This window comes from Rhodopirellula europaea 6C (genome assembly GCF_000338295.1).
GTDB lineage: Bacteria > Planctomycetota > Planctomycetia > Pirellulales > Pirellulaceae > Rhodopirellula > Rhodopirellula europaea.
In genome coordinates this window covers 1-22902 of record NZ_ANMO01000038.1, presented here as the reverse complement: position 1 = coordinate 22902, position 22902 = coordinate 1, and the positions used below count along the sequence as shown (strand labels likewise).

At 56.2% G+C, this 22902-nt stretch carries 11 protein-coding genes; 3 read left to right on the top strand and 8 right to left on the bottom strand.

Annotated elements, in window-relative coordinates; all coding sequences use genetic code 11:
* The 5 genes from RE6C_RS03565 to RE6C_RS03545 form a co-directional block, all read right to left on the bottom strand.
* A partial coding sequence (locus tag RE6C_RS03565; protein ID WP_008653946.1) for an MSCRAMM family protein occupies nt 1-2668 on the bottom strand: 2668 nt, incomplete at its 3' end.
* A gap of 158 nt (nt 2669-2826) precedes the next feature.
* Nucleotides 2827-3987 carry a WD40 repeat domain-containing protein gene (locus RE6C_RS03560; protein ID WP_233214919.1) on the bottom strand — a complete coding sequence of 387 codons (1161 nt, stop codon included), beginning with the start codon at nt 3985-3987 and terminating at the stop codon, nt 2827-2829.
* A 162-nt stretch (nt 3988-4149) separates the two neighbouring features.
* Entirely contained in the window at nt 4150-5181 is a 1032-nt protein-coding gene (locus RE6C_RS03555; protein ID WP_008653944.1) for a membrane protein, read from the bottom strand.
* Between the two features lie 16 nt (nt 5182-5197).
* The gene (locus tag RE6C_RS03550) at nt 5198-6133 is read right to left on the bottom strand and encodes a 3'-5' exonuclease (protein WP_008653943.1); all 936 of its coding nucleotides are present in this window, start codon (nt 6131-6133) and stop codon (nt 5198-5200) included.
* A gap of 147 nt (nt 6134-6280) precedes the next feature.
* Nucleotides 6281-7084 carry a hypothetical protein gene (locus RE6C_RS03545; RefSeq protein ID WP_008653940.1) on the bottom strand — a complete coding sequence of 268 codons (804 nt, stop codon included), beginning with the start codon at nt 7082-7084 and terminating at the stop codon, nt 6281-6283.
* Nucleotides 7085-7379: 295 nt separating this feature from the next.
* On the opposite strand from RE6C_RS03545, the gene RE6C_RS03540 reads away from it, so the two are divergent.
* Both RE6C_RS03540 and RE6C_RS03535 read left to right on the top strand, forming a co-directional pair.
* Nucleotides 7380-9989: a hypothetical protein gene (locus RE6C_RS03540; protein ID WP_008653938.1), complete on the top strand. Its 2610-nt coding sequence runs from the start codon at nt 7380-7382 to the stop codon at nt 9987-9989.
* Nucleotides 9979-15750 carry a WD40 repeat domain-containing serine/threonine-protein kinase gene (locus tag RE6C_RS03535; protein WP_039961103.1) on the top strand — a complete coding sequence of 1924 codons (5772 nt, stop codon included), beginning with the start codon at nt 9979-9981 and terminating at the stop codon, nt 15748-15750. The genes RE6C_RS03540 and RE6C_RS03535 overlap by 11 nt, the downstream gene beginning before the upstream one ends.
* Before the next feature lie 18 nt (nt 15751-15768).
* Here the strand turns inward: RE6C_RS03535 and RE6C_RS03530 are convergent, their stop codons facing one another.
* From RE6C_RS03530 to RE6C_RS03520, 3 genes are read right to left on the bottom strand one after another with little or no spacing between them, the layout of a single operon-like run.
* Complete coding sequence (locus RE6C_RS03530) at nt 15769-17979, bottom strand: HlyD family efflux transporter periplasmic adaptor subunit (RefSeq protein ID WP_008653935.1); 2211 nt, start codon at nt 17977-17979, stop codon at nt 15769-15771.
* Nucleotides 17976-19076, bottom strand: a complete 1101-nt coding sequence (locus RE6C_RS03525) for an efflux RND transporter periplasmic adaptor subunit (protein ID WP_008653933.1) — start codon at nt 19074-19076, stop codon at nt 17976-17978. Before RE6C_RS03525 ends, RE6C_RS03530 begins: the two co-directional genes overlap by 4 nt.
* A complete protein-coding gene (locus RE6C_RS03520; RefSeq protein WP_008653932.1) occupies nt 19076-20461 on the bottom strand; it encodes an efflux RND transporter periplasmic adaptor subunit in 1386 nt (461 codons plus the stop codon). Before RE6C_RS03520 ends, RE6C_RS03525 begins: the two co-directional genes overlap by 1 nt.
* A 260-nt stretch (nt 20462-20721) precedes the next feature.
* Here RE6C_RS03520 and RE6C_RS03510 point away from each other — a divergent pair, with 260 nt between their 5' ends.
* Nucleotides 20722-22578, top strand: coding sequence for a TolC family protein (locus RE6C_RS03510; RefSeq protein ID WP_008653931.1), 1857 nt, complete (start codon nt 20722-20724; stop codon nt 22576-22578).
* Nucleotides 22579-22902: the final 324 nt, after the last annotated feature.

Here is a 22902-nt window from a genome sequence, read left to right as displayed (position 1 = left end):
CGACCTGTCCACCGTGGAAGTAGCCTTCGGGCTGCGTTTCGCGAACGGTGTAGACGCCCGATTTCAAGTTGCCAAAGTGATAGGCACCGCTAGCGTCAGTGGTCGTGCTGCCGACCAAGGTACCGTTTTCGTCAAACAGTTCGACAATCACGCCGGCCAGACCGATCTCGTCAGCATCGCGGAAGCAGTCGGCATCTTTGTCGACATACACGATGCCGGACAACTCGGATGGCAACAGTTCGCAGAAGTTGTACTGCGTCAGGGTTTCGCCCCAGCCCATGTCGATGGTCGAGATCACATCGGCTTGGGAGTCGTTGCCACCGTGGCTGCCCGCTTTTTGGCCGCCGTGGAAATAGCCGCTCGGCTGAATTTCGCGAACGGTGTAGAAACCGGCTGGCAAGAAAGTGAACTTGTAGGATCCCGACGCATCGGTCAGCGTGGTCGCGATGACGTTCCCGGCTTCGTTGACCAGTTCGATGCGAACGCCTGACAGGCCTTCTTCGCCTGGATCGCGGAAGCAATCGGCGTCACGATCGACATACACGACCCCGGAGATTTCCGATGGTGGTCGCTCGCAGAAGTCGTAGTCCACGGCGACTTCGCCCGACGTCAAGGTGATCGAACCAATTCGGCTGCCGTTCTCGCTGACGCCGCCAGCCGATCCGGGTTTGGCTCCACCTTCGAAGTAACCTTCCGGTTGCGTTTCGATGACGGTGTAGTTGCCGGGAATCAAATCGGTGAAGTAGTAGCGACCGTCGGCGTCCGTAGTCGTCTGTGCGACTTGATTGCCGCTGTCGTCGACCAGCGTGATGGTCACGCCTTCCAGGACTGGTTCGTCGTCGTCCTTGAAGCAGTCTTCGTCGAAGTCAACGTGCACGCGTCCGCTGAGCGAGGCGAGTTTGCGTTCGCCGAAGTCATAGTTGACGCCGTGCAAACCCTGACGCAACGTGATGCCGACCAAGCTGTCTGAATCCGAACCCAGTCCACCGACCGTGGTTCCATTGATTTGACCGACCGAGTCGATGCCGTCGATGTAGCCGAGCGGTTGCGTTTCGATGATTCGGTAGGTGTCGGCCGCCAAACCGCTGAACTTGTACGCGCCATCGGGACCGGTGACAGTGGTGGCAACAACGTTTCCGTCCGAGCCAACCAGCACCAATTCGGTGCCGGGGATCGCTTCTTCGCCGGCGTCTCGAGTTCCATCGTTGTCGCGGTCGTGATAGACCTCGCCGGACAACGATCCTGGTGCGGCTTCGCAGAAGTTGTACTCGTGGCCTTCACCGCCAGGCGGCAACGCGACGTTGGTGATTCGGCCGCCGTCGACGGATCCACCGACGGGAACGAAGATGTTCGACGCGATGGTACGAATTTCCCCTGGATGCGACCCGCCATCGAGCAAGCCATCAGGAGTGATCTCGACGATCTCGTACACACCGGTGCGCAGATCGTCAAAGAGGTAGCTGCCGTCCGCCCCGGTTCGCGTTGTTGCGACCAGTTTGCCTTGTTCGTCGATCAAACGAACTTCGACATTTTGCAGAGGGGTGCTGTCGCCTTCGTCGTGATCGCCATCGCAGTCTGCACCGGGTGCGGCCAAGTACACAAAGCCGCCAATCGATCCCAGCGGGACTTCGCCAAAGTTGTACTCCACCCCGACATCACCACCACCGAGAACGATGTCGCGAATTTCGTCGCCCGGGTTGATCGCTGAACCGACGACTTGGCCATCGATTGTACCGGCGGCGTCTTTGCCGTCTTCCAAATCAGCGGGCTGGTCGACTTCGACGATGCGATAGCGACCTGGCATCAAGTTCGTGAATTGGTACGAACCGTCGGCGTTGGTTTTGGTTTCGAGCTGGTTTTGCGGTGCGATCGTGTCGACGGGGATCAACCGAACCGTGACGCCACCCAGGCCGACTTCGTCAGCGTCTTTGGTGCCCGAATCGTTGTCGTCTCGATAGACAAAACCACCAATCGAGGCGGGAATCGGAGTCTGCGTGGCGGTTCCGACCGCGGCGGCGGATCGGTTGGGCCGACTATCGATGTCGGTGCCTTCGTCCGGCGGCAAATCCAAACCGTATTGCTGGGCCGGGTCTCCGAAGTCGTTCAAGAAGATCGCATCGGCTTCGGCAGCGTAGTAGTCCGGAGCTTCGAAGAGAGCTTCCAGAATCGAATCTTGGAACTCTTGTCCCGACGTGATCACGTCGAGTCGTTGGTTGAACTCATCGAGGTCCGGGAGGTTACGCAACACTTCGTCCACGTCGATGGTGAACTCTAAACGATCGCCGGCACTGAAGCCACGGAAGTTGAGCTTCAGGACTTGTCCACCATCGTCCACCGTCGCGGTCACATCGGCGGGCGTCCCATCGAGTGTCTCGATCTTCTGAACCGTGAATGGATGCGCACCGTTCTTTCCACGGTTGCCCACTTCGGTATCAAAGATCGGATCGCCAACCGAAATTCCATCGCCGTCTTTGTCGGTGCGGATGATCAATTCCGTCAGCTCGGTGCCGGGGGCTCCGCCGGTGAACGAAAGCAAAAATCGGTCGCCCTTGGAGTCGCTGCCGACGTCTTGATCGGATTCCAAGTAGTCCGTTTCCAAATAAACCAATCCAACATGGATCGGATCCGCCACCATCAAACGACGATTCTCCAGCGACTCGATGCGCATCTTCCGCCCGGTCGAAGCAGAAGTGTTGGGTGTTAGCAATCGTTCGAGACGTTTCCAGATCACGTTTGGTACCTCCTTGTACCGCACATTGATTTCAGTTGGACGCGAGGGAGTTCAGGTCAGCTGAAGGAATGGAAGGATGAGATGCGGTCGATGGGTCAGCGAGGTGTCGGTTCGCTGGCCGGGGTCGACCCGTCGTTGCCGAGTGCAATCTTGCTGTCCGCCATTGCGTTTCGATTCAAATCCCAACGCCGCAAAGTCGCGTCAAATCCGCCGGAGAACACCATGCCATCGACGGCGGCAAGCGTTGCCACCGATCCGACATGGCCTCTGAGTTGTCCGGACACATAAAGCGATCGACCGTCGTCGGCCAAGTCGACCAAGTGAATCACATCGTCGCTGCCGGCCGCCGCGATGCGATGACTGTCGACGATCGCCAATGAGAACAAGCGTCCCGAGGTAATCTTTTGACGCGAAAGCACTTCGTTGGTCCGTGTGTCCCAGCGTAGGATCACTCCGTCTTCGTCGACACTGACCAAGATGTCCGAGTTTGGCATGAACGCCAAGTCGCGAACGCGTCGTTCGTGCAAGTGCTGGTCCGCGATCAGTTTGCCCGTCTTGGGATCAAACAAGTGCAGGTGCCCGTCGCGACCGGCGATCGCAAGAGCTTCGCCATCGTGCCGGTAAACGCAGCAACGTAAATCGTTGCAATCGCAAAGCAGTCGATCGTTTTTGGTTGGTTCGTTCGAAATCAAGAACACTTCTTTGTCAAATCCAACCGCGACCATTTGATGACCGGTCGGTGAGAAATTGACGCACGCCAAAGCGGGCGCGGATCCGATTTCTTGCAACACTCTGAATTGTTCGTTCCGGTCCCAAATCACCAAACGACCATCGTTGCCGGCGGATGCCAATCGGCTTCCCGTCGCATCAAAGGCCAACGTGCGAATCATGTCGCTGTGGCCGATCGGGGATTCTCCAGAACGCTGGCCGTCGCCCAAGGTGCGAACGATTTGCAGCGTTTCTTGACGAAGCAAACGAATCACGTGGTCGTCGCCTGCAACAGCCAACCATTCGCCACGAGGGTCAATCGCCAGTGCGGTCACAACCACCTGTTTCACACGGTCATCAACCGGCGGAAGACGAACCACACGCGCCGCGGGTAGGTCGTTGGCGGTGATCAACTGAGTGGGCTCGCCCACCAATTGAACGCCATTGACGCCCAACGGCGGTTCCGCCAACGCATTCCAAGCCGGTGAGGCCATGGATGCCGTTGCCAGTGCGACCAAGAGTTGACGCCGATTGATAGTGTTTCTCATTTCGTATGCCCCCGCATGACGAACCAGGGTGAGACGACGCGTTCCTTGCGTACGCACTCCAATCGGAAGGATCGGCATGATCCGCCCAGGTCGTGAACCGAAATCCGCACGCAGCGTGTTTCGAGATCGGAATCAGGCGGGGGGAAAGGGCTCGAGCCCGTTTCACTCGGTCGAGTCGAGGGCCGTTTGGCCGCCCGTGATCCGCAGATACGCCACCGCCAACGGCAGACTCGCGATCGGAGTGGTGATGGCTTGGCCGACGTACAACAGCAAAGCACCGATCGTGGATAGCAAAAAGTAGAACGTGACAACTTTCAGGCTCACCCGCAGGTGCACCCACGATAGCGCGAAGCTTTGTTGCAGGCTCTGCCCGAACGAGGACCGACCGTCGGCGATCAAGCAAACGCTTGGCCAAAGGAGCCACTGCAACGCGAAGATCAGAACGAAGTAAACGCAGCCGACGGAGAAGGTGCCGACCAGCGTCGCTGTTTCACGCGGAAACGGAAGGATCAACATGAACGCAATCATGACCGCCACGCCCACTAACAACAGCATTCCCATCATCACGGCAATGAACAGCATGAACAAAGTCATGTTAAACAGCACACGCGGGGGAACGGACAAGCTTCCCCGGGACGGCATCGCGTCCGATCCAGGAGCAAACTGAACGGCTGGCTGGTTTCGGCCGCGGCCATAACGAGCCACGGCCAACGTCATTCTCGCCATCACGGAAGTTGTGTAGGCGGTGGTCAAAATGCCAACGCAGACCACCATGAAAGTCGCGAGAACAAAGGTCAGCATCTGAGTCGCGTCTTGTTGAGCCAAGGTCCAAAGATCGCTTAGCTTTCGGCAAGGCCACGCAACCAAGACAAACCAAATCAAAGTTGTCAGGCAGGACACGCCCAACAATACTTTCCAATTGCTGCGAAACAATTGCAGTGCGTCAAACAAGACGCTCTCAACCGACGATTCATTGGGCTGCAATAGCGTGACGGCTCGTTGTCGGTTGGCAAACGAGTGCGGGTCGGCGGGAACTTGATTGCCGGCAACTCGCAAGTCGATCACGTGTGAGCATGCGGCACATGAACCGCTTTGGAACGGTTGGTTGTTCGATTCGTTGTCGCGTGAAACAACGGGGAATTCGATCAATGCCACACAATTCGGGCAGGTCACTCGCAGTGCTTGGTTGCTCATCGGGAATTCTCAGCATTCATGCTTTGGATTCGTCCGGTTCAGCCGCGTCTTGCTCGCCGCCCGATGATGCAGTGCTTTTCGAACCCGTGTCGGCGGAGACGTCATTTTCGCTTTCAGTTTGCTCGGCGTCAGCCTCTTCCGATTCGGCGAGCCAAGGGTTGTCCCAATCCCCGATTTGCGTCATGTAATCGGCGCAGGCTTGGCAGGTTTCGCTTTCCTTTTCGATCCAATCACGCGTCTGCTGAACCAGTTCGATCTCTCGTTCCAATTCCAGTTTGCCTGTCAGCACCATGCACCGCAGAAAGACGAAGTACGTGTCCAATACATCGCAGCGGCAATAATCACTGATCTCTTTCTGATTGCCAGCATCGTAAGAAGCTTGGACTTGATCGCCACTGAGTCCCATTTTGCCGGGTTTGTTCAACGTTTGGGCGGCCAGGTTGAGGCCTCCGTTGAAGCGAGCGGCACCGAAGTTGGTCAACAGTTCCTGCAAATCCAAGTGGGCATGCGTGCTGAATCGATTGCGACGCGATTTGTAGCCGCTGTCGTCAAACCATTTGGGGATCGAAATTCCATACCGGAACGCTGACAGTTCCATGATCGGAATGTCAAACGATCGGCCGTTGAACGTCACCCACTGGGGCATGTTGTACATCTCCCAGCCTTGCCAAAAATACTTGGTGATGACGTGCGGGCGAAACTCGGGTTCGTCCAGCGATTTGATGTCCACCAAGCGAAAGTCGGACGTGACTTTGGCGACCACCACCGCGATGGGAACTTGAAACGTATGGGGAATGAACGTCGACCCGGTTTGTTCCAATCGTTCGGCTTGATACTTCGCAATGGCCTCGTCTGGGGACAGGTCTTCACCCGAGTAACGGACGCGCGAGATGAGATCGCCATCCGCGATGCTTTCGACGTCAAAGATCAGGTGCGAGACTGCGTCACTCATGGTGCTTCCTTTTCAACGTTTGCCCGTGACCGGATGGGCCGAAATTGCCATCGACTCGGGGCATTTTGATCGGTGCGAACAAACTACCACAGACTCACCGAGATTGGGTGATTCGTGCCGTGATGAGCCGGATCGATCGAGGCCAATTCAGAGCACCAAAAAGGTGAAACCGGCGATCACGGCGGCTTCGGCCAGCACACCTTTCGCGAGTTCATGCCGAGTGGAATTGGTATGCAGAGGTTCGATCGGCAATGCGTAGCGTTGGCAAGTTTTGCAGTCGCCCGCTGAGTTGACGCACTGACAATGCGGTTCGCTGGCCATTCGATACGGCCAAACGGCGGTGTTGGAGAGGAACCAGAATGTGGAGACGGCGTTGGTCAGGTAGCCGTGTCCGTTGCCGCAGCGTTCCAAATTGCGTTCTTCAAAATGCAATGGCTGGTGGAAGAAACAAACTGGATAGCGATCATAAGTTGGGATCTCATGCCAATCGCTTTCGATCACGTGCGAAGCCATTGGTGCGAGCAACTCGGCGGCGTGGTTTTCGGGAAACGAACCCGCGACGTCCGCCTGAACCACGCGAATTTCGCGAACGGGTTTTTCGAGTGCCGCGAATCGTGATTGCAGCCTTTCCGCGGCGCGTTGCTGCGGGGTCGTTTGGGCGGCGTCTGGAGCGGATGGTTGATCGGTCAATTGGTGCGAGACCGTTTGCGCCGCGTGCGTGCTGATTTGATCGTCCTTCAGCATGCTTCGAAACGAAGCGGACTGCGTCGCGGGAGCCAGCGACACGGATTGCGATTGTTGGGCGTTCGCCGTCGCTGAGGCGAAACACGCACAACCAAGCACCAGCATCGCGATTCGCCCGACACGATCGGCCAACAGTGGCCATGAAACATCGGCGACGATGATTTCGGTCGATCGCGATTGAGCCATCAGTGCTTGGATGAAGTTCATAGCTTCGCTTCAATTTGCGTCCAGTTCCGGAGGGAACTCACGCTGGTCCCTCATGGTCTCAATCGGCGGAACCCATTCCTTTCCCCATTTTGATCGCAACAACCGCTAAACCGGGAGGAATCGTTGCAATCGGAACACCTTAACGTTGCGATTTGGGCGGTTTCTTCCACCTGAGCCACTTCTTCGGTGGGGAGGAGGCTTTTGAATGTTCCTGAAGCAAGTGCGGATTAGAATATTTCTTCGCGAAATCGTCTCGATACACGTTCTCCACTCGGTCACCAAAGCCTCCAGAATCATGCGATTTCTCCAGTCCAAATTGGCTCGCGATTGGAGGCCAAAGGCGTCGCGGATTTGGTCGCGTTCGTGGGCGAAATGGATCCGAGCGGATGTCGCCGAAGTCGGCCCGCCGGCCCGGTTTGTTCCGAGCATTCGTCCGCTTGAGAAACGGTTGGTTCTCAATGCGACCGCCGAGCTGACCGCGTTGGGTGAATTGTTGGTTCAAGGGGACGCGGGTTTTGACACCATCGAATCGTCGCTCACCCCAGGCGGCGAACTTCAATTCACTGATTCGGTGACGGGCATCATTCCGATCACGATTGGCCACGACGTGATTGGGAATCCGATCCAGGTCGATTCGATCGGCATTGACGCGATTACTGGCGGTCGCGTTCGAGTGAACTTGGGCGGTGGAAACGATTCGTTGCACTTGCGATTGCCTGATGGTTTGGATGCGACTGTTCGTGGCGGGCTGGGGAACGACAGCGTGGATGTCGAAGTGCTATCGCCATCGACCATCGGAAATGATGTCGATGTCGCCGCGGAAATGATTTCGGTCCGTGGCAACGCAAACACATCATTCGCGTTGCTGCCTGAGTTGGGTATGTCGGTTGTCAACATCACCGAACTGACCACCGAAGATGTCGGGCGCGTTGACTTGGGAGAAGCAATTACCACGGTTCAAGATCGAGTTCAACTGTTCGGTCTGCAAGATGATCTGGTCTTGGAATCACATTTGACGACGCCGGTCTTGGAAGTGACTGGCCAAGGTGCGGTCCGTCAGTTGGTGACCAGCACGTTGGTGGTCGACGATCTGGACGTTTCGGCTGATGCGGGCTTGACGTTGAATCAAACCAGCAACCAAGTCTCCAACGTCCGAATACTCACGGCTGATGCGGATGTGCAATTGGTCAGCCAGTCCGATTTAATTGTGGAGCAGATTGATGCGGGTGACGCGAGAATCGAGGTGTTTGCGAATTCGATCAATGATTCCGCCGTGGACAATTTGGCGGATTTCATCGCGGATGATCTTCTTCTGGAAGCAAACGACGGCATCGGCAACGTACGCGAGTTGGAGTTGCAATCGGTGACTCAATTGGACGTTGATGCCGGTGATGGAAATGTGGATTTGGTTTGGTTGGCGATGGATGAGCCGGTGGTTGCACGCGTCGAGTTTGGCGATGGCGATTTCCGCTTGGAACAATTCGGCGGGCTCGAGTTGACTCTCGAAAAAGTAATCGTTCACCAAGGTTCCATTTGGGTTCGCAACGATGGCGATGTGATCATCAAAGACGTGGTGGCCGGCAACGGGTTCGTCGACGTGCACGCGGAAGGCGATTTGATTTTGATGGATGACGAATCCATCGATGATGGTCCCGATCGCAAGTTGGATCCGGAAGTCGTGGCACTTGGGACCGATGGCCGAGTGCGTTTGTCATCCTCACAACGGATTGTGGCGTTGGATGATGTGCAGATCCAAGCGGCATCGATTGAAGCCGGTGCGGTGACATTGTCCGCACCCGCAATCGAACTTGGTCGGCAATTCGAGATCAACACCGGGGATGGCGTTGGAATTGCGAGACAATTCACACCGCGACCGGTGCTCGATCCGGAAGACCTCGTTCCACCCAATCCGGACCTACCGCCCCGTCCAGCAGCTCCGCCGGTCGCGCCGGAACCTGGTGAATTGACCGAAGCGTTCTATCAGCATGACTCCATTCGGACGAACATCCTTTCGCAGTTTGATGTCAACGATGCCGAGGGGATTCTGTCGGTCAATCTCGGAACCGAAGGTGAAAATGGTCTGACATTGATCATCGATTGGGGAGCCGAAACGGAACGGTTCCAACGCGTCGAGAATCTTCCGGGCTCATTTCAAACGACCAGCGTCAGCCATGTGTACATGGAAAACGATATTCTCGAATCGACTTTGAATGGACGCGGAAGTGCAACCGACCCTTTGAATGTGTTGTTCGCAGTCGAGCATCATGAATCGATCCAGTTGCTCGGCGAATCCATCACACAACCCAATACGGATGGACTTCTCGTTTCGCTGGATGTTCCCGGAAGCGTGATTTCATCGACCGACAATCCTCTGACGCAAACATCAGCCGGTCCGATTTTGGAATCAGGGGCAGCGTTCTTTGTGATTCCCCGTGTGAACGTTCCGCTGGCTTTCTTGCCTGTTCGAGATGTGATTCCCGAGCCGGTTGATCCGGTGACTCCCGTCGTGATGACGAGCACCACAACGCTCACGACCGTGACGTTCGAAACGTCCGAAGCTTCATCCAGTCCAACGGCGATTCGAGAAGAGTTCTTTCAGCTTCGTGCACTTTCGCCTGATCCCGATGCGGAAGACTTGATCGAACCGGTGCGTTTGCCGGATCGTTCATTGGAAAGTGATTCCTTGAATCGCCTGTTTTCCAAGCTTCCCGATGGCGAGTATGAGATTCAATACGTGATTGGTGAATCGGATGAACGCACGATCTTGCAGGTTGAATTGAGAGATGGGCGTCCAATTCAAACCGGCGATGACCTGGAGGCTGGTACGTTGCGTTTGATTCCGCTCGATCTAGAAGAATTGAATTCGGATCAACTCCCAAACGAGGAGCGTGATCATGACGAATGATAAAGATCGCCAAGGTGAACCAGATCACGGTATGCCAGAGGATGAGAATGCGACCGAAAGCCATTTCGACTTGGATGAGACGGTCGAGGAAACCGATTCGTTTCAACGAAACGATCATCGCGGACTGAGCGAGACGGTCGATCAAGTCGACTTGGACGCAACCCTGGACGAAGGCAACATCATTCCGGTTGCTCCGTCGAACGACCCGGATGCAACGGTCGCTGATCTGGACAAGACCGTCGAAGAAACCGACCAGACGGTTCAAGATTCCGATCAAACCGTCATTGAAAATGAGTTCACCGTGACGGACACGGATGCAACCATTTCGGATGCGACATCGACTGTTTCAGATGTGAATGAAACCGTCGTGGAAGACGCTGACTTCGATCCCGATGAGACATTGCTGGAATCGGACCAAACGGTCTCGGACGCCAATGCCACGGTTGTCGACGAAACGTTGAATGACGTCGATGCAACCGTCCAAGAGTCTGATCTGACCGTGGTGGAAACAGACGCCACGGTCGATCTCAATGCGACGCTGGATGAAACGGCGGACAACACGATCCCCACCATCCACGCGAATTCGAAGACTCAAGGGGATGAAAGCGAGGCGACCGCGGGAACGATTCTGACAGACGAAGACATTGGTCAAACCATCAACCCTCGCGAATTGACATCCGAGGATGTGAGTTATTGGTCCAAACTGTCTCAGGAATTTCACACCGGTGCTGCGACGGTTGCTTCGTTCAGTGAGTTTGGATCGGCGGTTGCCGGTTCATCGTTGCCGTTGCGTGGACGACAAGTTACGACTCCGCAGGAAAGCGAAACCGAAGCGTCGGATTACCGATTGGTTCGATTGCTCGGCAAAGGTGGGATGGGCAATGTCTTTGTTGCTCGACAAGGATCTTTGGATCGATTGATCGCGGTCAAGATCATCAAGCCGCTGGAAGACGACAAACGCGAGGCACTTCGAGAACAGGGGCGTTTGGAGTCCACCGAGAACAGTCGGCGTCAGCAGTTTTTGACCGAAGCAGTGATCACCGGCGATTTGGATCACCCCAACATCGTTCCGATTCACGACGTGGCGGTGACCGGCGAGAACACTTTGTTCTATGCCATGAAACGTGTCGTCGGCACGCCTTGGAACAAAGTCATCGGCGAGAAGTCGCGGGATGAGAATCTCGAGATTCTCATCAAAGTGGCCGACGCAATCGCGTTTGCTCACACGCGAGGGATCATTCACCGAGACATCAAACCTGAAAACGTGATGCTGGGGGATTTTGGTGTCGTGATGGTGATGGACTGGGGAATCGCGTTGGCGATGCCTCAGTTTGAAAAACTCAATTCAATCACGCCCGCGAAAGGATTGGGCGGCACGCCTTCGTTCATGGCGCCTGAGATGGCGACGGGACCACTGGAGGCGATTGGTCCAGCGGCAGATATCTATCTGCTCGGCGCGACGCTGTTCATGATCGTCACCGGCAAGGCCCCGCACCATGCCAAGAACGTTCGGGAGTGCTTGCGAGCCGTTGCCACCAATGAAATTCGTGAGGTTGAGCCTCGGCACGAAGGCGAACTGCTCAACATTGCTCGCAAGGCAATGGCGACTCGCATCGAAGACCGCTATGCGAGCGTGGTTGAGTTCCAAGAGGCGATTCGTGAATATCGCTCGCACTCCGAAAGCATCTCGCTGGCGTCCAGAGCGACAGACGATCTGAAAGAAGCGGAGCAGACTCTTTCGTACACGTTGTTCTCGCGAGCGACGTTTGGGTTTGAAGAAGCACTGCATCTTTGGGATGGAAACCAAACTGCGCGAGACGGCATGGCTCGGGCGCGGTTGGCTCATGCTTCCGCGGCCCATGACAACAAAGACTTTGACCTTGGCTTGTCGTTGCTAAAACCGGAGGGCGTGTTGCTGCATGAATCGCCTGAGCACGAAGCCATGGCGATGAAGCTGGAACAAGCCATCCAGGATCGAAAGGCTCGTGAGTCACGGTTCAAGTTCTTGAAGCGTGCCGTGGCTGCGATGTTGCTGTTCATCTTTGTCGGCGGTGCGTTCGCATTGGTGACGATCAATGCGAAGGAGAAAGAGGCTCGGCGACAGGCAAGTAGAGCCGAGGAGCAAACCCAGATCGCGAAAGAACAGGAACAGGTCGCGCTGAAAGAAAAAAGAACGGCCACCGAGCAGAAGAACATCGCCGAGGAGCAAAGGGACATTGCCGAAGAACAGAAGTTGTTTGCAGAAAAGCAGAAGAAGATTGCAGACGAACAACGGAAAGAGGCGGAAGAGCAGCGGGAAATTGCGGACAAGCAAACTGAGCTCGCGAATCAGCGGTTTGTGGAAGCCAATGAAAGCAGGAAGCGAGCAGTTCAGGAGGAAGCCAAAGCAAAGGCGAGCGAAAAAGCCGCTCAGATCGCTCGAGCCGAGGCGGAATATGAGTCGTATGTTTCTCAAATTGGATTGGCTAAAGCCCGTGTCGACCGCAACGAGTTCTCTGACGCTCGGCGGATTCTTTCGGAGTTGACCGATGGCTATCGAGAGCGATTCCCCAAGGAGCCGCTGCCATGGGAATTGCGTTGGTTGTCAGCTACCGTTCGTCAATCCAAAACGGTCGCTTCGCTACCCGTGATTGCGGATCAATTGTTGTTGGCTCAGGCTCCACCGAGTGAGTCTCGGCGTGGTTTGATCGTTCAAGATGACGGGCGGATCGCGACATTCTCTCTCGCCAGTTCCGGTCGATTGACAATGGCGGAAGCGTGGGACGATCCCAATGGCGGATTCGTCACGGCGTCTGCGATGAATGCATCAGGCGAACAAGTCGCAATTGGAATGCTGGACGGAAAGATCGAAATTTGGAACGGGGATCTGTCCAAGCGCATATCGCGTTTGCCGACGCATGACGGACCGGTCAGCGACCTTGGTTTTGCCGACTCAAACACGTTGGTGTCATCATCCACCGATCGTACGGTCCGGATTTGGGACCTGATTTCGAATGGCGATGATGGCTTTCCTACTTTCAGCGAACATTGGCACGTCGGTCCAGTCACACAAGTCACTGCCGTTCGCGATGGGGAAACGGTTTGGGTTGCTGCGGCGGTCAACGATTCGGCACGGGGACGTGTGGCGGTTTGGAACATCGGTGTCGGTGGAGCAGATACTGGGACTCGGGTTGGCCGTTTCATGAGGCATGATTCGGAAGTTTCTGCGGTGTCGGCTTGGATGGAGGATGACTCTCCCGTCTTTGCGAGTGGTGACACCGATGGAAACGTATTCGTTTGGGATCAAGAAGATCTGGTTGATGCGGATCCGAAGAAAAGCATCGAAAGTGCGGTCCAGAACTTGGCTTCGGTTGATGCTTCCAAAAGCAATGTGGATGTCTCCGCAGCGTTGAGCGAAACCAGACCAATTCATCGCGGCGGGGTGCAGGCCATTCGATATGACGGGACGCTCGATCGACTGATCACCGCCGGTAAAGACTACGTTGTAAGAACATGGACGCGTGCGGACGTTCCGAGCGAAGCCGAACTTGGGCCTTGGGCTCGCGAGCGATCGTTGCGAGGCCACGGCGGGGCGGTGAAGTCAGCGGTGTTTGTTCCTGAATCCGGTGGTGACGTGCTGTCCTTGGGCGACGATCAAACGCTTCGTTATTGGGAATCAGAAACGGGACGGTTGGACAGTGGATTGGAAGACGATCTCACATCCGCTCAAACAAATGGCGATCAGAATATAGCGGTCGATGGTTTGGACGCATTCGAAACGGCCGCCCACGAGGACGAAATATGGTCGGCGCGATTTAGCCCCGATGGAACAAAGGTTGTGACATCCAGTCGCGATCACACGGCGCGAGTGTTGTCGATTGATCCCAATACATCTCGATTCGATACTCGTCTGACGATCTCGTCGGACGAGCGATCGTCGCCCGCAGAAGATGGTGGCACACTGGAAGAAGGCAGCGCGTTCGGTGCGATGTCCATGCGAATGGACTCTGTGCATCGTCGATTGTTTCTCGGCAATGCCGACGCGACGGTCCGCATTTGGGACATCGATCGTGGAACAGAACTCGGCAGTGTTCGTGGGACGGGACTGAACGATGTGTTGGCGGTTTCGAAAGATGGCAGCCTTCTTGCCACCGGTTCCAGTTCCACCGAATCGGATGTCTTGGTTTGGAAGTTGGATCCGTCCAAGCAAGTTTCGCCTCGGTTGCTGCATCGTTTGAATGGCCATGAAGAATCCGTTGCCGCTCTGGCGATTTCTCCTGACAGCCATTGGTTGTTCAGCGGCGATCGAGCGGGCCGAGGCCGTGTGTGGGATTTGCAAACAGGTGAACCGGTCGGTGGACCGATCGACGATCTCCTCGGCTTTCGCATCAACACCGCATCGTTCGCGGGTGACTCGAAAAGCGTTTGGGTTGGATCCGATAATCAATCGTTGATGCGTTGGCGTTGGTCCGATCGGAGTTGGGCGGACCGCTATGACACCGATGGCTTTGTGATGGACCTTGTTGTTTCGCCCGATGGACGGCAGGCAATCACGATCGATCAATCGAAGCGAACCGACCGAACCATTGCCAGTGTGACTTGGTGGGATCTTCCCAGCGGCAAACAACAACGATTGCTTTCGGAAACATTTTCAAAGGATCAAACCAGCGTCTTTGGTGGCCGTCCCAATTTTGGCGGAGTGGCATTTTCAACAGACGGTCGGTTGGCTCGGTTGGTTGTGACTCCAGCCGGAGATCGTTCCAGTCGCGTTGAGACCTGGGACCTGTCCAGCGACATCGGGACGGCGAAGCGAGCCGCCGCGGTTGAACTGCCAGAACGCATTGGGGAATGCACCGCGGTGGCGTCGCTGCAAGGTGACCGCTTTGTGACCATGCACGGCAATGCGGCGTTTCGATGGGACGGTGACTCCAACACGCATCTGATGAGCTATCGAGCTCACGGTGCGGTCACACGAGCCACCTTTGCCGATGGTGATCGTCGGGTGATCACGGCCAGTCGCAGTGTCAAAGTTTGGGATGGGGAGACTGGCAAGACAATCGGCAAATTAGAGTCGCCTCACGAGGGCACTGTTCGCGCGATTGCGATCTCTCCCATGGAAACGTTTCGCTTGGCAACCGGTGGTGACGATTCACAAGTTCGCGTTTGGGACTTTGATGAGAACTCAGGGACATTCCAGTCCGTCCGTCAGTGGAACGATCCAGTTTTGCAAGGCGGAATCGCTTCGTTGGACTTCAGTCCGGATGGTTCGTGTTTGCTGGCGACAACCAATCAAGGTGCGGCGACGTTGATTCGAATGGATGGGGAGGCGACGCTCAACCTGGTGGCGGATCCATCGCTCGGCAAACTGAACGTCGGCCGCATTTCCAAAGATTCCAAGTGGGTCGCGGTTGGTGGATCCGACAACGTCGCGCGAATGTGGGACGTGGAGAAGTGGTTCGCCAATCCAAGGCTTGGAACGGCGGACATTGAGGCCCCGATTCAGTTGATTGGACATGCGGAACCGATCTCCGATTTAGCGGTGTTGTCCAATCCGCTTCGGTTGTTTACCGCCAGTGAAGATCGCTCGGTGAGAGTGTGGGATCCGATCGCTCAGGGAGCGAATCGTGACGAACAAGCCAGGTTTGGACGAGAGTTGCTGGAACTGCGAGGTCACAAGGATGCCTTGTCCGCGTTGGATTTGACTGAGAAGGGTGATCTGATGATGACCGCGTCCGAAGATGGCACCGTGCGGTTGTGGCCGGCGGCGACGAGTTCCGACTGATGACCGGTTGGTTGATCGTCAGCTATTCGTACGGAAGTGGGTGGCCAACCAGTGCCGAGTTCGTTTCCACAGCGAAGCGGGCTCAACGTGCACGCTCACTTTGGCCGTCCAGTTCGATGGCGGAGGGAAGCCAAACGGTCGCTTGTCAGGATCAAGTGCAACGGTGATTTCGTAGGTCCTATCATTCTCAGCCGGACGCGTGCCCACTTCACTGACATACCCATTCCATATGGCACCGGAGGGGAATGTCGTAACTGCCGCTTGGCCCTCTCGCACCCATCCGATCTGCGATGCATCGATGGACACCGAGACCTTGTGCTGATCGTCTGAGACGACATTGCAAATGGGACTTCCGCTGTTGATCCAAGCTCCCCGGTTGATTGCTTCGGTTGGTTGCCCACTCCAACCAATTTGGGATCGTGACCGCTGCCTTGGTGTGACGGGTTTGGCCGAGACCGCAACGACCCGGCCCGCGTGAGGCGAACGAATCTCAAGGTGCTCCGACTCTTTTTGGATCGTCAGCAGTTCTTCGCGTTTGGATTGCAGTGCGAATTCGATGGTCGGGATATTGGCCAAGGTGGGAGTTCCGGCGTCCGATCGCATGCGGCTCATGCGAGTCCCTTTCAGGCGAGCTTCCAATTCAGCAATCTCGCCCTCGAGGCGTTCGATTTGGAGGAAGGTTTTCCAATCCGACAACCTAGCGATCGACTCGTTGGCTCGTACGAAATGTCCCGTGGAGGCAATGGATTCCAAACGTCCCGCGGTCAATGCAAAAATCTCGGTTTGCTGGATCGGTTGAACCTTCGCCGTCGCATTCACGCGGTGAGGAAGCGGGATCGAGAGAACTGCCACCGATAAGGCAGCAACCAAACCAATCATCATTCGAGATCGGCGGCGAGCTTTCACGGGAGCGACCTCGGATGGCGTTCGCAGGATGGGAGCGGTCCAAACTCGCATCACGCGATACAGAAGGATCGCAATAGCGGCGATGCCGATGGTGGTCGCACCGATGGACGCGAGATGATTGAAGAGCATCCAGCCGATGGTTCCGAAGACTACTAAGCGATAAGCACTGCTGGCAGTTGCATAGGCGAGCAAGCCGAGTGAGTTGCGATCGCTTTGCACCGCGGTGGGTTGGGACTGCGATTCCGTTTGAATCGATGACGCACCCCAGAACCAAGACCGCAATCGCATTTGCAACGCGACTCGGGAACGTGTCGCCAGATTGGGAACCGAAACCGCGTCGGACAGCAGGTAGTAGCCGTCATAACGCATCAGTGGATTACCGTTGAGAATCACCGTGTTGACCGATGTGACCATCAACACAAACAACAACACGTTTTGCGGCAGTCCAGGCATCGAATGGGTCCAGGCAACCAGTGCGAGGGACCCAAGCACACACTCAGCTAGGATTCCTGCGGCGGAGACGAGCATTCGTTTCCATGGTTGCGGGATCAACCAAGCGTCGCTGACGTCGCAGTACAAACAAGGGATGCCAAACAAGAACATGACACCCATTTCGTGACAACTTCCTCCAAACCATTTGCATGCTATCGCATGGGCGAGCTCGTGGATCAGCTTGATGCCCGAAATCACAAACGCCAGAACGATCCACGTGGATGGAGATTGTAGCGCCGAAGCGCTCTGGCCGATCGCTGGAATCAATCGTTCCCAGTGCGTAAGAAGAATGGCTCCTGTGAGCACAGTCCATGCGGAACCAATGACCGTGCATGTACGTTGATTCCTTGCAATAAAGTTTCGAGCGATTTTCACAGGGCGATCGAGCCATCGATCGGGATCCACCAACGGGATTCGAATGGCCAAAGGGTTGTGTAGAATCCGTTGCCAAAACGACTCGCCGAGTTCATGTCGCTGAGTTCCCGCTCCACTCTGCGAGAGCAGTGGAGTGCCATCAGCAGACGCGGTTGTGACCCAAGCGTTTCGGTTGGCTTGGTCTACGAAGGCTGCAAAATCTTCTCGCGAAAGTTCGACTGGAGCGAGCAAACGTTGGCAATGCAGGTGGGCTTGATCGAATGACCGACATCCATCCAGACTTTGAAGAATCGCGAATTCTTGCTCGTTGACCATCCATTGCGCCGAGAAGCGGTCGTGAGAGCCTCGCGTCGATACGACAGGGTCTCGGATCACCCATTGAAAGGATTTTCCAATGCGGATGATGCGGCAAATCAAGTCCGGACGCAATCGAGGTTGGATGGCCGCGGAACTCATCGTGTCGTTCCGTGATCGTTGTTCGGGAGCATCAGTCGGGCCGGCGAGCCAGGAAGCAGTTTCCCGTCAGCGTTGTCAATTTCAATCCAAAATCGCGTTTCTCGCGTGAGCGGATCGACTTCGGGACTGATGAATTTCGCTTCGCCGGTTCGTTCGGTTGTCTCACCCGTCGCAAGCTCGATGATCAGCTTGGGTTTGGATTCGTCACGAAGCCAATGGATCCATTTGGCGGGCAGATAGCCTTCCACTCGCAGACGATTGAGCTGCACCACACGCGCGATCGATTCGCCGGGTTGGACCCAGTCACCCACGCGGTGCGAAACCTCGACCACGATGCCATCGATCGGTGACTTCAACGAGTGTTGGTCGACGTTCACCGTTGCCAGTTCGAGTTGTTGCTCTTTTAGTCTTGTCTTGAGTTGGACAACGTTCGCCGCGGCTTTGGCTTGTCGGACCGCAACTTCGGCCGATCGGATTTTGTTTTGCAGAGATGCCGCCGTGGCCTGATCGACCGATTGTTTCAAGCGAGCGTTCTCTTGTTCGAAGATGGCTTGCTGGGTTTCCAAGCTTCGTTGTTCATAAGCGAGGCGGAATTGATCAATCTCGGATTGCGAAACCGCGTTGTCGAAATCTTTCTTGGCGTTGACCGCACGCGTCCATTCGCTTTTGGCAACCGCTTCGGCTTTTTGGGCGGCCAGCACACGGATGTCGTTTTCGGCCAGACGTTTTTGAATCGCTGCGCCGGCATCGTGTTCTTTGGCTGCGCTCTTTTGTTCTTCCAGAAATGCGAGCGCCGCATCGAGATCCAGTGTTTGGTCGCTTTGAAATTGGATGATCGCGAGATCTTGTTCGGCCGACTGTTGTTGCAGCTTGGCGACCTCATCGTCGAGGCTTGCCAGCAGTTCGCCTCGAGCAACCGCGTCGCCTTCGGTCACATGAATTTGGACCAACCGTCCGGGATGCATGGCAACGGCGGAACCTGATTGCGAGGGTGTGACGATCAGATCGCCAATCCAAGTTAGCTGTTTCGCGTCTTGGGCGAATACGGGGAAAGCGACGACAAGCGAAAGTCCCGCTGCGATCAGTGCTCGATGCATTACCAAATCTCCCGAAGGGAATCGAAGAAGGGATGAAAGAGGACGTACGCGAGACTTCGTCGTCCTGCTTCTACATCGCCAACGACCGTCGAGCCCATGGGTTGGTCGGTGACGCCTTCCAGTGTTGGCGGCACGGTCGCGCTGAGTTGGACGACAGGTTGTTGTTCAGCATTCGGATGCACCGCGGATGCGATTTGTTGAACTTCACCGGTCCAGCTGACATCAGGCTGGGCCCGCAGACGCAAGCGGCACGTCAAAGGCTGGCTTTCGGATTGAGCCTGCAGGATATGCCCTACGTGTTGCTCGGCCAGTTCCAGGTCGGCGATCATTCCGGCGGACGAATCCACTACGTCAAAGAGCCATTGTCCTTGGAAGACATCACGACCAACCAGGGTCTCTTCCTCATCCCAACGTCGGACTTGGCCTCGGACTGTCGATCGAATCGACATCGATGCTTGCACGGACTGCAGTAGTTCAAGTTGTTTCTCGTACGACCGAATGCGCTCTCGAAGAACCAATTCGTTCGTCGATGACTGCAGGCCACTTGAGTCGGTCGATGTGTTGGACGTGCCCGATGGCGTCGACCGATCGGATCGGATGGTCCGGCGTCCGGCCAGTTCCGCTTTCGCGGTCGCCAAGTTGCCCGCGACCATTTGGGTTTGCAGGTCCAGTTCGTCGCTTCGCAGTTGGATGAGCAGGGTGCCTCGCTCAACTTGTTGTCCATCATCGACGTGTACCGTGACCACTCGGGCCGCAGTCGGTGCAAAGAGACGTTGTTGGTGGATCGGTTCCAGACTGCCTTCCACGGGGAGCCGCAAGGGAACCTGGACGACCCACAGAATTAAGACGACTACCGCAATGACGGCCGCCCAAATGGCTCGCGAAAATCGACCTTTGGGTCGTGGCGAAGTCGTTTGGAATTGGTCGACTGCACGCTGGAGTGCGGGAGCAAGCGTGTGGCTGATCGATTCCCAATCCGCTCGCAGGTCCGCCGAGTCGACCTGTTGTGCAGATGAATCGAACGTTTCAAGAACCAAGAACGATGTCGCTTCGGTTGCCTCTTTGGCACGCAGCGGCAGAATCAGAATCGTTTGCGCACCTGAGGTCTCGCGATATCGATCCAGCTGGTTTTGAAGGACCGTGTCAGTACTGGTCTCGGTCGATTCGTGAATGTGCGAAAGGATCGAGGACCAATCGCGAGCGACGGGCGAGTCCACCGCGATCTCAGATTGCACGGAGGAGCCCATTGGAACCCATTGGTTCTGTCGTCGTGCAAACCACAACACTCGGTCGGCGCGAGTGTGAGCGACGATGTGATGACACAGTTGATACGGTGTCAGTTCATCGGTCGACACGACGGTCTGAGATGGAATGGTGGCTGTCATGGTTGCGATTTGGAGCCGGTTTCACGGTCGAAACCAGCTGCCTAGTTTAACCAGCCGCTGTAAAGTCTCAGCGTTGTTGTTTGGGTGTACTTGGAAACCGTCGCTGCTCCATTTGATTGAGATTCGCTCAATCTCGATGCATCGATCAGTCGAAGAATCCGGATAGTGCGGGTTGCATCAGTTGTGCTTCCTGCGCCCTCAATTAGCGGATTCATCGAGGGGAAAGTGTGACCAAAGGTCGACCCAGTGCAGGTCGTTCGATGGTTCGATGGGCTTTGGGTCATCGAGCTCGGCGGATTTTGTGCGCCGGCGGAATGGTCCTGACAATGGCACCGGCGATCAGTTCGTTGGGTTGCCGTGCTTCGCGGGCATTGCCTGAAACGATCGGCAATCGCACTGCTCACGTCGATCAGATCATGTCGCGAGTGGACGCCGGGGCACCGCCAGAGACGCTCACGACTCCCGTCATCGCACCGCTGACATTGCGAGATCCGGAGGCTCTGGCCAAAGCGGACTATCGAGACCTGACGCTGCAGCAGGCTCTCAATCAAGCGATGAGCAACAGCGAGGTCTTGCGAGACCTGAACGCGACGGTGCTGCGAGCACCCGAGACGGTGACGACGGATGAGAGCCCTGGTTTGGTTCAAACCGACCCGCAATTGGGCATGGAGGCCGCGCTCTCGGCGTTTGATGCGCAGCTCACCGCTGTCGGAACTTGGCAGAACAACGACCGTCGATTTAACAACCGGTTCTTTGGTGGTGGTGCCAACGCGTTCAAGCAAGATGTGCATGATTACGTGCTGCAGTTGTCTAAGCGAACGGCAACGGGTGCGGAGATCAGTCTGCGAAGCATCACGGATTACGACGCAAACAATGCGACGGGCAACTTGACGCCCAGTGCTTGGCAGACACAACTGCACGCCGAATTGCGACAACCATTGCTGCAGGGCGGCGGGTTGGCGTTCAACCGGATCGCCGGGCCGGCGGCTTTGCCGGGCGTGTACAACGGTGTCTTGATTGCGAAAACAAACAGCGATATCTCCAACACACAATTTCGCGAAGACGCTCGCAACTATCTCAGCAATGTCGTCAATGCGTACTGGGATTTGTACTTCGCCTACCGTGATGTCGACGCCAAGCAAGAAGCAGTCGCTCGTAGCCTGGAGACTTGGCGAAGCTACGACGCACAGAAGTCGTCGAACCGTCGTGGCGGTTCGGCGGAAGCACTGGCAAGAGAACAGTACTACCGGTTTGTGTCAGAGCTACAAGACGCGATTGCGGGCAAACTGATTCAGCGAACTCAAACCAACAACTCCACCTCTGGCGGCACCTTCGCGGGCGTCACGGGAGTCCAAGCGGCGGAGCGTCGATTGCGTTTGCTGATTGGATTGCCGATCGCCGATGGGCAACTGCTGCGTCCTGTCGATGAACCGTTGTCGGCTCCGTTGATCTTTGACTCTCAATCGTTGGCCGTTGACGCGTTGCGAATGCGGAGCGAATTGCAACAGCAACGGTTGCTGGTCAAACGTCGCGAGTTGGAAGTCATCGCGGCGAAGAACTTTCAACTGCCGACCTTGGACCTCGTCACCACGTATCGGCTGCGTGGCCTCGGCAAGGATTTGGCGGGTAGCGATTCCGCGTTCAACGAACTTGGGACCGGCGACTACCAAGAGTACGAGGCCGGAGTCGAGTTCCGAATGCCAGTTGGTTTTCGTCAGGCACACGCCGCGGTGCAGCACGCCAAGATCCAGGTGGCACGTGAGCGGGCGGTGTTGCGAGAGCAAGAGCGGCAGATCACCCATGACTTGATGGCCGTCATCGCGGAGACAGAACGGGCATACGCCCAGATGGAAACCAACCTGAATCGCTACCTGGCTTCGAAGGACGCACTGGATGCTCTCGAGGCAAATCGCAAGGCCGGTTTGCCGATCAGTTTGGAGCAACTGCTCGACGCCCAGCGACGGCTCAACGAATCACAAACTCGCTATCACTTGGCGATGACCGAGTACATGATCGCGGCCAAGAACGTGTACTTCGAATCCGGGACCTTGCTCGAAAACTGCCACGTCGGAATCATCGGCGACACGGTCAAAGCAATGCCAGCTATCTCGGAGTAGCCGACAGAGGGCCTCTGTCGGCGACATGATCGGCGTGGCGAGTGTAGCCGACGGAGGCTCTCCGTCGGCCTGAGCGCAACCCAACATAGGAAGCGATTGATCTCCCCAGTAGGTCCGAGGTGATGAGTTTGCCGATGTCGGCTGCATTGCCGGCGTGTTTTGCCGACTGAGGGCCTCTGTCGGTTACATGATTGCTGTGGTGCGTGTAGCCGACGGAGGCTCTCCGTCGGCCTGAGCGCAACCCAACACAGAAAGCGATTGGTCTCCCCAGCAGGTCCGCAGCGAGGAGTTTGCCGACGTCTGCTGCATTGCCGGTGTGTTTGG

Bases quoted from the DNA above. Each gene is read 5' to 3' on its own strand.
- RE6C_RS03560 (WP_233214919.1), bottom strand. From the start codon at position 3,987: ATGAGAAACACTATCAATCGGCGTCAACTCTTGGTCGCACTGGCAACG.
- RE6C_RS03555 (WP_008653944.1), bottom strand. From the start codon at position 5,181: ATGAGCAACCAAGCACTGCGAGTGACCTGCCCGAATTGTGTGGCATTG.
- RE6C_RS03550 (WP_008653943.1), bottom strand. From the start codon at position 6,133: ATGAGTGACGCAGTCTCGCACCTGATCTTTGACGTCGAAAGCATCGCG.
- RE6C_RS03545 (WP_008653940.1), bottom strand. From the start codon at position 7,084: ATGAACTTCATCCAAGCACTGATGGCTCAATCGCGATCGACCGAAATC.
- RE6C_RS03540 (WP_008653938.1), top strand. From the start codon at position 7,380: ATGCGATTTCTCCAGTCCAAATTGGCTCGCGATTGGAGGCCAAAGGCG.
- RE6C_RS03535 (WP_039961103.1), top strand. From the start codon at position 9,979: ATGACGAATGATAAAGATCGCCAAGGTGAACCAGATCACGGTATGCCA.
- RE6C_RS03530 (WP_008653935.1), bottom strand. From the start codon at position 17,979: ATGAGTTCCGCGGCCATCCAACCTCGATTGCGTCCGGACTTGATTTGC.
- RE6C_RS03525 (WP_008653933.1), bottom strand. From the start codon at position 19,076: ATGCATCGAGCACTGATCGCAGCGGGACTTTCGCTTGTCGTCGCTTTC.
- RE6C_RS03520 (WP_008653932.1), bottom strand. From the start codon at position 20,461: ATGACAGCCACCATTCCATCTCAGACCGTCGTGTCGACCGATGAACTG.
- RE6C_RS03510 (WP_008653931.1), top strand. From the start codon at position 20,722: ATGGTTCGATGGGCTTTGGGTCATCGAGCTCGGCGGATTTTGTGCGCC.